Annotated in this window: 5 protein-coding genes; 2 read left to right on the top strand and 3 right to left on the bottom strand. The window is 64.6% G+C overall.

The window, feature by feature from the left end:
• On the top strand, nt 1-2,482 hold a 2,482-nt coding region (locus CIC12_RS11755), incomplete at its 5' end, for an Lhr family helicase (protein ID WP_446728000.1).
• 253 nt (nt 2,483-2,735) lie between these two features.
• Entirely contained in the window at nt 2,736-4,739 is a 2,004-nt protein-coding gene (gene pdeR / locus CIC12_RS11750) for a cyclic di-GMP phosphodiesterase (protein ID WP_168664279.1), read from the top strand.
• A gap of 39 nt (nt 4,740-4,778) precedes the next feature.
• On the opposite strand, the gene CIC12_RS11745 is transcribed toward pdeR, so the two are convergent.
• The 3 genes from CIC12_RS11745 to CIC12_RS11735 form a co-directional block, all read right to left on the bottom strand.
• Complete coding sequence (locus CIC12_RS11745) at nt 4,779-5,666, bottom strand: crotonase/enoyl-CoA hydratase family protein (RefSeq protein WP_168664278.1); 888 nt, start codon at nt 5,664-5,666, stop codon at nt 4,779-4,781.
• A gap of 420 nt (nt 5,667-6,086) precedes the next feature.
• Nucleotides 6,087-7,190 carry a malate/lactate/ureidoglycolate dehydrogenase gene (locus tag CIC12_RS11740; protein ID WP_168664277.1) on the bottom strand — a complete coding sequence of 368 codons (1,104 nt, stop codon included), beginning with the start codon at nt 7,188-7,190 and terminating at the stop codon, nt 6,087-6,089.
• Between the two features lie 98 nt (nt 7,191-7,288).
• Complete coding sequence (locus CIC12_RS11735; RefSeq protein WP_168664276.1) at nt 7,289-8,752, bottom strand: M20 family metallopeptidase; 1,464 nt, start codon at nt 8,750-8,752, stop codon at nt 7,289-7,291.
• Between the last annotated feature and the right edge of the window lie 169 nt (nt 8,753-8,921).

Here is an 8,921-nt window from a genome sequence, read left to right as displayed (position 1 = left end):
GATCGTGGACTACCTCGCGCGCGCCCGCGCGGCGCTCGGTGTGCTGCCCACGCAGAATACGCTGGTGATGGAGCGCTTCTTCGACGAATCCGGCGGCACGCAGCTTGTCATCCACTCGCCCTTCGGCAGCCGCGTGAACCGCGCGTGGGGGCTCGCGTTGCGCAAACGGTTCTGCCGCACCTTCAATTTCGAACTGCAAGCGGCCGCCACCGAGGATGCGATCGTGCTGTCATTGACTGGCAGCCACTCGTTCGTACTCGACGAGGTCTGGCGGTATCTGCATCCGAACAGCGCCGAGCATCTGCTGATCCAGGCGCTGCTCGACGCGCCGCTATTCGGTGTCCGCTGGCGCTGGAATGCGACCACCGCGCTCGGCTTGCCGCGCTATACCGGCGGACGCAAAACCGCGCCGCAACTGCAGCGCATGCGCAGCGAAGACCTGCTTGCGAGCGTGTTCCCCGAGCAGGCCGCGTGTCTGGAGAACGTGGTCGGCGAACGAGAGCTGCCACGTCATCCGTTAGTCGACCAGACCGTCGACGATTGCCTGCACGACGCGATGGACAGCGAACGCTGGCTCGCGCTGCTGCGCCGGATCGAACAGGGCGACGTGCGGCTGGTCGCGCGCGATCTGCCCGCGCCTTCGCCGCTTGCCGCCGAGATCCTCAACGCCAAGCCCTATGCCTACCTCGACGACGCGCCGATCGAGGAACGCCGCACCCAAGCCGTGCTGAACCGCCGTTGGACCGACCCGGCCAGCACCGACGATCTCGGCGCGCTCGACGCCGACGCGATCGACAGCGTGCGCGACGAAGCATGGCCGCGGGCGCGCAATGTCGACGAGATGCACGAAGCGCTGACGGGCCTCGCCTGCATCACCGACGCCGAAGCGCGCGCCCACGATGGCTGGCCCGCATGGCTCGCATCGCTGGGCGAGTCCGGGCGCGCGACCCGCCTGCAGATCGCCGACGATGCCGCCGTGTGGCTGCCCGCCGAGCGCCTCACCGCTTTTCAGGCGCTCTACCCCGATCTGCCGCGCACACGCTATACGCCGCAACTCACCGCGCCCAAAGGCTACACCGACAGTTGGAGCGCCGACGACGCGCTGCTCGACATATTGCGCGCGCGCCTGACCGGCTTCGGCCCGCTGCCGGTCAGCGCGATTGCACGGCCGCTGAACTTGCCGGAGGCGTCGATCGAACAGGCTTTGACGCGTCTCGAAGCGCAAGGCTATCTGATGCGCGGGCGCTTCACGCCGCAGACCGCCGGGGAAGAATGGTGCGAGCGCCATCTGCTCGCGCGGATCCATCGCTACACGGTGAAACGCCTGCGCCGCGAGATCGAGCCGGTGGAACGGCACGACTTCATGCGTTTTCTGTTCGAGTGGCAACATTTGACGCCGGACACGCGCAGCGAAGGCCGCGACGCGCTGGCCGGCGTGCTCGACCAGCTCGAAGGCTTCCAGGCCGCAGCGGGTGCATGGGAGGAAGACATCCTCCCCGCACGCGTGAGAGCCTACGCCAATACTTCGCTCGACGAACTATGCCGCGCCGGCAAGGTCGTCTGGACCCGGCTCACCGAACGTGCGCGCGGCGCGGCCGGGCCGATCCGCAGCACGCCAATCGTGCTGCTGCCGCGCGCCCACGTGCGCACATGGAGCGCGTTGCTCGATCCCGCGAGGCAAGTTGAGCTATCCGCGCTCGCACAGAGTGTCTACGACACGCTTTCGCAGCATGGCGCCATGTTCTTCGACGAATTGCTCGCCGAGGTCCGTGTGCTACGGATGGAACTGGAAAATGCGCTCGGCGAGCTGGTCGCCGCCGGCCTCGCGAACTCCGACAGCTTTGCGGGGCTGCGCGCCCTCCTCAAGCCGGTCGCCAAACGCAATGCGTTTTCCAGCAACCGGCGCGCGCGCGCCAGCGCGCTGATCGGCGGGATGGACGACGCTGGGCGCTGGGCGCTCGTGAGCCGCCGCCCGCTTGCCACGGACACCGAGGCGCCGGCGCGCCGTCGCCAGTTGCCAACCGAGGTGCTGGAACACGTCGCGATGACCTTGCTGCGCCGCTATGGCGTGGTGTTCTGGCGCCTGCTCGAGCGCGAGGCCGAGTGGCTGCCGCCGTGGCGCGATCTGCTGCGCGTGTTTCAACGGCTCGAAGCGCGGGGTGTGATTCGCGGCGGGCGCTTCGTCAATGGTCTCGCCGGCGAACAGTTTGCGTTGCCCGAAGCGATTCCCGTGCTGCGCGAAGTTCGACGCCATGCGAACGACGGTGCTTTTGTATGCGTCGCTGGCACCGATCCCTTGAACCTCGCGGGGACCCTGCTCACCGGCGAGCGCGTGCCCGCGGTGGCGGGCAATCGGCTGTTATACCGCGACGGCGTGGTCGTGGCCACACTGGTCGGCGGGAAATTCTGGTTCGACACATCGCTGGAAACGCATCCCGCCGCGCGGGAGCAGGCCCGCGGATTGCTAACGCGGCGGTTCTAGCAGGCTTGACCCCGCGCGGTTGCGGGCGCGCGTGCGGTGCGTATACATTGGTCGTCGTTCAATGCGAATATCTCCGCCACCCGCCCTCGATAACGCCGAAATGGCCCTAAAGCTCTCGACTACCCGACCGTTAATGTTTATAAGCCCGAATTCCGCCGCTTCGCTACAATGTGGCCAGTCTTAAGCACGTTAAAGACTGTCTGCCGCCTCGCGCCTTGACGGGGACAACCGGCAGACATCGCCCGGGGATCTCATGAACGACGACCAACACGACCAGGTGCTTTATGCCCAGTTCGGCACAAGCAGCCCTTGCTGGCGTCTGTCGACCGACAGCAACGCACTCGAACTCACGCCCGTCACCGGCGATGCGCCTGCGAACGTCGCCATTCCGCTGAATCCTCAACAGGCGTCGCAAATCCGCTGCCTCACCGGCGTGACCTCGCACATCGTCGTCGACGTGCGCATGTTCGGCGAACCGTTGCGTCTGCACCTCGTCGGCAAGAAGCTCAGCAGCAACATGTGGGCCGGCACCGCCTCGGCCTACGACGACACCGAATCCGTCGCCCGCGACCTGGTTCACGGCCTCTCGTTCGCCGAGCAGGTGGTCTCCGAAGTCAATTCGGTCGTGGTCATCGTCGACCGGCATGGCCGGATACAGCGCTTCAACCGCCTCGCGGAAGAGCTCACCGGGGTCAAGGAAGAGAACATCATCGGCCGTAACGTGTGGGCGCTGTTCATGTCGTCTGAAGATGGCGTGGCGTCCAGCCAGAACATCGCGGGCTTTTTCAATCGCGGCGTGTCGTACGAAGTCGAGCGGCGCATTAAAACGGTGCATGGCGAACGGCTGTTTCTGTTCCGCAATAAATTCGTCCAGAGCGGCAGCGGCGTCGAAGAACAGTTCCTGATCTGCTCGGGCACGGATATCACCGAGCAGCGGCTCGCGCAGGACCGGCTCACCGAACTCGCCAATACCGACTCGCTCACCGGGCTCGCCAATCGCAACGCGATCCAGGACAAGATCCGCGCAGCCATCGAAGAAGCCGGCCCGAACGAAGCGGTCGGCGTGCTGTTCCTCGATCTCGACAACTTCAAGAAGGTCAACGACCACTACGGCCATGTGTTCGGCGACCGCCTGATCACCGACGTCTCGGCGGCCATCAGCACCTGCCTGAACGAAGGCGACGCGCTCGCACGCCTGGGCGGCGACGAATTCATCGTGCTCGCCGCCAAAGGCACCGCGCACGGACTCGAAGCCACCGCGCAACGCATTCTCGAACGCATGCGCACGCCGTTCGCGGTCGGGCTCGTCGAGGTGTACACCGGTTGTTCGATCGGCATCGCACGCTATCCGGAGCACGGCGACAGTCTCGAATCGCTGATCCGTTCCGCCGACACCGCCATGTACGTCGCCAAGGACGAAGGCAAGCGCACCCATCGCGTGTTCTCGGCGGACATGAACCGCCGGGTCGCCGAGTACATGTGGCTCGACACCAACCTGCGGCGCGGACTCGACGAAGGCCAATTGACGCTGCATTACCAGCCCAAGCTGTCGCTCGCGACCGGCACCGTGCAGGGCGCCGAGGCACTGGTGCGCTGGAATTCGCCGGAGCGCGGGCAGATCATGCCGGCCGAATTCATCCGTTATGCAGAAGAGTCCGGGTTGATCGGCGTGCTGGGCCGCTGGGTCATGGAAACCGCCGCGAAACAGGCCGCCCGCTGGAAAGCGGCTGGCTACAACCTGCGCATCGCGATCAACGTGTCGGCGCGGCAGCTGGTCGACACGGCCGTGGTGCGGCATTTCACCGAGGCGTTACAGCAAGCGAACCTCGACCCCTGCCTGATCGACCTCGAACTTACCGAGAGCTGCCTGATCGAGGACGAGGCGGCCGCGATCGATCTGATCAAGCAGTTCCGCCAGCTCGGCGCGCAGGTGCATCTGGACGACTTCGGCACCGGCTATTCGTCGTTGTCGCAACTGGGCCGCATTCCGCTCGACGTCATCAAGCTCGACCGCAGCTTCGTGCGCTCGATCAATGCCGACACCAAAGCGCAGGCGCTGGTGCGCTCGATGGTGGCGGTCGCGCAGGAGCTGGACTTCAAGGTAGTCGCCGAAGGCATCGAGACCGAGTCGGAAGAAATGTTCATGAAGGGGCTCGGCGTCGATTACGTCCAGGGCTTCCTGTATGGGCAAGCCATGCCCGCCGCCGAATTCGAGCGCTGGTTGCAGGACAGGCAGAAGCTCAGACTGATCGCCTGAGCTTCGCGTCGGCTCAACGGGATGACAAGCCGGGGCGGTTCAGGCGAAATTGGCCGCGCTCGGCGCCGTCTGACGGAGATTCGACGTACGGCGGTTCTGCAGCATCACCAGCCGCTCCATGAAGGCGAGATCCTTCTCGTCGATCGTGAAGGCGGCGTCGACCCAGTCCTCGGTAATTTCCATCAGCTCGGCACGCGAGAGTTGCAGCACGCGCTGACGCGCCCGCAGCATCGCGCGGATGCCGTTCATCTTCGGCTTCAAGGTGTCGATGAAGGTGCGCGTGGCCAGATAGGCGTCGCCCGGCTCGAATAACTGGTCGACGAGACCCTTGCCGAAGTGCCATTCCGCCGTATGCGATTCGCCGACGCCGATCAGTTCCTCGGCGAGACGCATGCCAGCCTTGCGCGCGACCAGCGAATAACCGCCCATGCCCGGAAACAGATTGAACGCGATCTCCGGAAAACCCATGCGCGCGTCTTTCTGGGCGAGCAGGAAATGATGCGCGAGCGCGGCCTCGAAGCCCCCGCCGAGCGCCGTCCCCTCCACCATCGCAATCGAAATCGCCCCGGTATCGAAACCTCTCGCCGCCGCGTGCACGCAATCGACGCAGGAGCGCGCATAGGCCATCAGTGCCTGACGCTTGCCGGCGCGGATCGTCTCGGCGAAGAAGTCGAGATCGCCGCCGACGTTGTACATGGTCGGAATCAACGAACCGGTGACCCAGAAATCGATCGGCAAACCGGAGTCCCGCGCCGCCTGCGCGAGCCCCAGGATATCGTGCACCAGATCGAGATTGAAACAGGGCCGCGGTTGGGCGCGCAGCATCATCCACATGATGTTGCGGCCTTCCTCGTAGTAAGCGGAGATTTGCGAAAGATTGCCCGCTTCGAGGAACGGACGGCAGGCGTGGTGGTTATGCAGATTCATTTTGATCGGTCCTTTAAGGTTAAAAACTGGCATTGCAATGCGAGCCTAAAACAGACCGGAATCGGATGGGAGCGGGGTAACGAACAGATGAACGCAAACGCGCTGGGAAGCCGCGCCGGCAGGCACTCGGCGACGGCAGATCAAGGTGGTGGAATACACGCAGGCGCAAACGCTTGCGCACCGCAGACGGGCACAAAATGCGTGAACATCCGCTCGCGGGGCCGATTAATTAGCGCGCGAACGAATCGGCATTTTTTGCTGAACCGGACCAATAAAAAGAAATGCCATGCGATTGGAAAATGTAATCGAAATGAGCATTCTGTAATGTTTGCTTTTATTATTTTTGCGTGTGCGGTTTTTATAACCAATACGCATATTCGAATATCAATTGCAGGTGTCAGCGGCCAGTGCCGTCTGCCTTTACCGCAAGTACGCAGACCACCGCCGCGTTTCGTCTTCGCTCATACCGACCGCCAGCGCCGCCTCATGAATCTGCGCCCACGTGGCGGGGTCGACGGGGATGCCTTCGGCTTCGCGTTGAGCGCGTGTCAGTCGCTCTGGCTCGCCAGGTTCGAAGATACGATCGGTGCCCGCCGCGAGCGGCGAGGCCTTCACCCACGCGATGAACGCATCGGCTTCGGTTTGCGCGTCGGGGGCGTCGAAGGCAGCGGGATCGATGATCACTGACAGCATGCAGTTGATGATCGCGTTGGTCATGCCGAGTGTCTGCGTGTGCGTGGTGAAACCGCCTGACAGTGCGCCGCCGAAAATCTCGCACATTGCCGCGAGCCCAAAGCCCTTGTGACCGCCGAACGGCGTCAGCGAACCGAACGGTTCTTCGTGCATGACCTTCGGTTCGAGCGTGGGAAACCCTGCATGATCGATCAACGCGCCGGGCGGCACGTGCTTGTTCTGGTTGTACGCGACACGCGTCTTGCCGTAGGCCACCGTGCTCGTCGCGAAGTCGAGCACGAGCGGCGGCTTGCCGGGCCGAGGATAAGCCGCGCAGAACGGATTCGTGCCGATGCGCCGATCCGTGCCGCCAAACGGTGCGACGAGCGGATCGCCCGCGACGTTGACGAAGTGGAACGACACGAGTCCGGAGCGCGCACACTGTTCGGCCCAATGACCGATGCGGCCGATGTGATGCGCGCCGCGCAAGCCGACCGCGCAGATGCCGAGACGCCTGGCGCGCTCGATGCCCCGCTCCATCGCTTCGAATGCGACGACCTGGCCGAAGCCCTTGCCGCCTTCGACGGTCAGCACCGCGCCCGCATCCTTCACCACTTCGGCATGCCGGTTCAGTTGCAGTTGCGCGTCGGCGAGCGACGCGACATAGCGTGGAATCATGCCGACGCCATGCGAGTCGTGTCCGGTCAGATTCGCCGCCACCAGATGATCCGCGACGAGCGCCGCTTCGCGCGGCGTGCTGCCCGCCTCCACCCAGATCGCGGTCACATAGGCATGCAGCTGATCGGCCGGAATCCGGAGGGCGGCGGGTCGGGCAGTCTGGTTATCGGTCATTCAACGAGTCGGTTCAGGAAAAATCGCAAGCGATGGGGTGCCGCTCGCTCTCTTTCGATGAGCGGAGCAAGCGGCCAGACTATGCAGCGCGAGCGCGCTCAGGGCGCAGCGGCGATCACTTCCGCCACCGCGGCCGTGAGCTTCTTGCCGTAAGGCACGTGCAGGAACTCGTTCGGGCCATGCGCGTTCGACTTCGGCCCAAGCACGCCGCACACCATGAACTGCGACTTGGGGAAACCCGCCTTCAGCACGTTCATCAGCGGAATGGTGCCGCCCTGCCCCATGTACGCGACGTCCGCGCCGTAGTGGCGGCGCGACGCGTCGTTGAGCGCCGTGGCGAGCCACGGCGCGAGGTCCGGCGCGTTCCAGCCGCTCGCCGCACCCGCGTCGGGCTTGAACGTCACTTTCGCGTTGTACGGCGGATCGAGTTCGAGCAGCGCCTTCAATTCGGCGACGGCCTTTTCCGCTTCGATGAGCGGCGGCAGACGCAGCGACAGCTTGAACGCGGTGCGCGGACGCAGCACATTGCCCGCGTCGGCGAGCGCGGGCAAACCGGCCGCACCCGTCACCGACAGCGAAGGCCGCCACGTCGAATTGAGCAGGGCCTCTCGCGGATCGGTGGTGGTGGGCAGCACCTGGCGGCCGTCCTGGCCGCAAGCCCACGGCAGCTTCTTCCAGACGTCGTCGCCCAGAATCTGCGCGGTGGCCTCCGCTTCACGCAGACGGTCCGCGGGGATCGGGCTATGGAACCCCTTCGGCAGCAGCGTGCCGTTGGCGGCATCTTCGAGCCGGTCGAACAGTTGCCGCATGATGCGAAAGCTCGACGGCGCGATGCCACCGTAACCGCCCGAATGAATGCCTTCGTCGAGCACCTGCACTTCGAGGTCGCCGGCGACGAGGCCTCGCAGCGACGTGGTGAGCCACAGTTGGTCGTAGTTGCCCGCGCCCGAGTCCAGGCACACGACGAGACCGACCTTGCCGAGCCGTTCGCGCAGCGCGTCGACGTACGGCAGCAGATCGTAGCTACCGGATTCCTCGCAGGTTTCGATCAGACCGACGCAACGCGGACGCTCGATGCCTTGCGCGTCCAGGGCGGCAAGCGCGGTGACGCTTGCGTAGATCGCGTAGCCGTCGTCGGCGCCGCCACGGCCGAAGAGCTTGCCGTTCTCGAATTTCGGCGTCCAGGGGCCGAGGTCGTTGCGCCAGCCATCGAACTCGGGCTGCTTGTCGAGGTGACCGTACAGCACGATGGTTTCTTCGCTGCCCGAGCGGGTCGCTGCGGATTCGAAGAAAATCACCGGCGTACGGCCGGGCAAGCGGATCACCTCGAGCTTCAGACCTCGCACCGGTTGCTGCTCGGCCCATTGCGCCGCGTCGGTGATCACGCGCTCCAGGTAACCGTGTTTGGCCCAATCAGGATCGAAGGCCGGGCTCTTGGCCGGCACCGCGATGTAGTCCGTCAACGCGGGGACGATCTCGTCGTTCCACTTGCGGTCCACGAAGTCGCGAAGCGTGTCGGGATTGATGCGTTGAGCCTGCTGGGTCGTATCGTCGGAGATCATGATGGCGGTCCTGGCGGTTCCGTTCAGTCGAAACGACCATGATAATCCTGATGCACGACCGGCTGAACCCCTTGGCGAGCTCACGGCGTCTCGCGCAGTACTTCCTGAATGCCCCCGCTGCGCAAACGAAACATTCGCGCGACAATCACTGCATGCATCGCGCATCGGA

The sequence above is a fragment of the Paraburkholderia sp. SG-MS1 genome (assembly GCF_012275575.1).
Taxonomy (GTDB): Bacteria; Pseudomonadota; Gammaproteobacteria; order Burkholderiales; family Burkholderiaceae; genus Paraburkholderia.
Note: the sequence above shows the minus strand (reverse complement) of the source record. Positions and strands in the feature narration are given on the sequence as shown.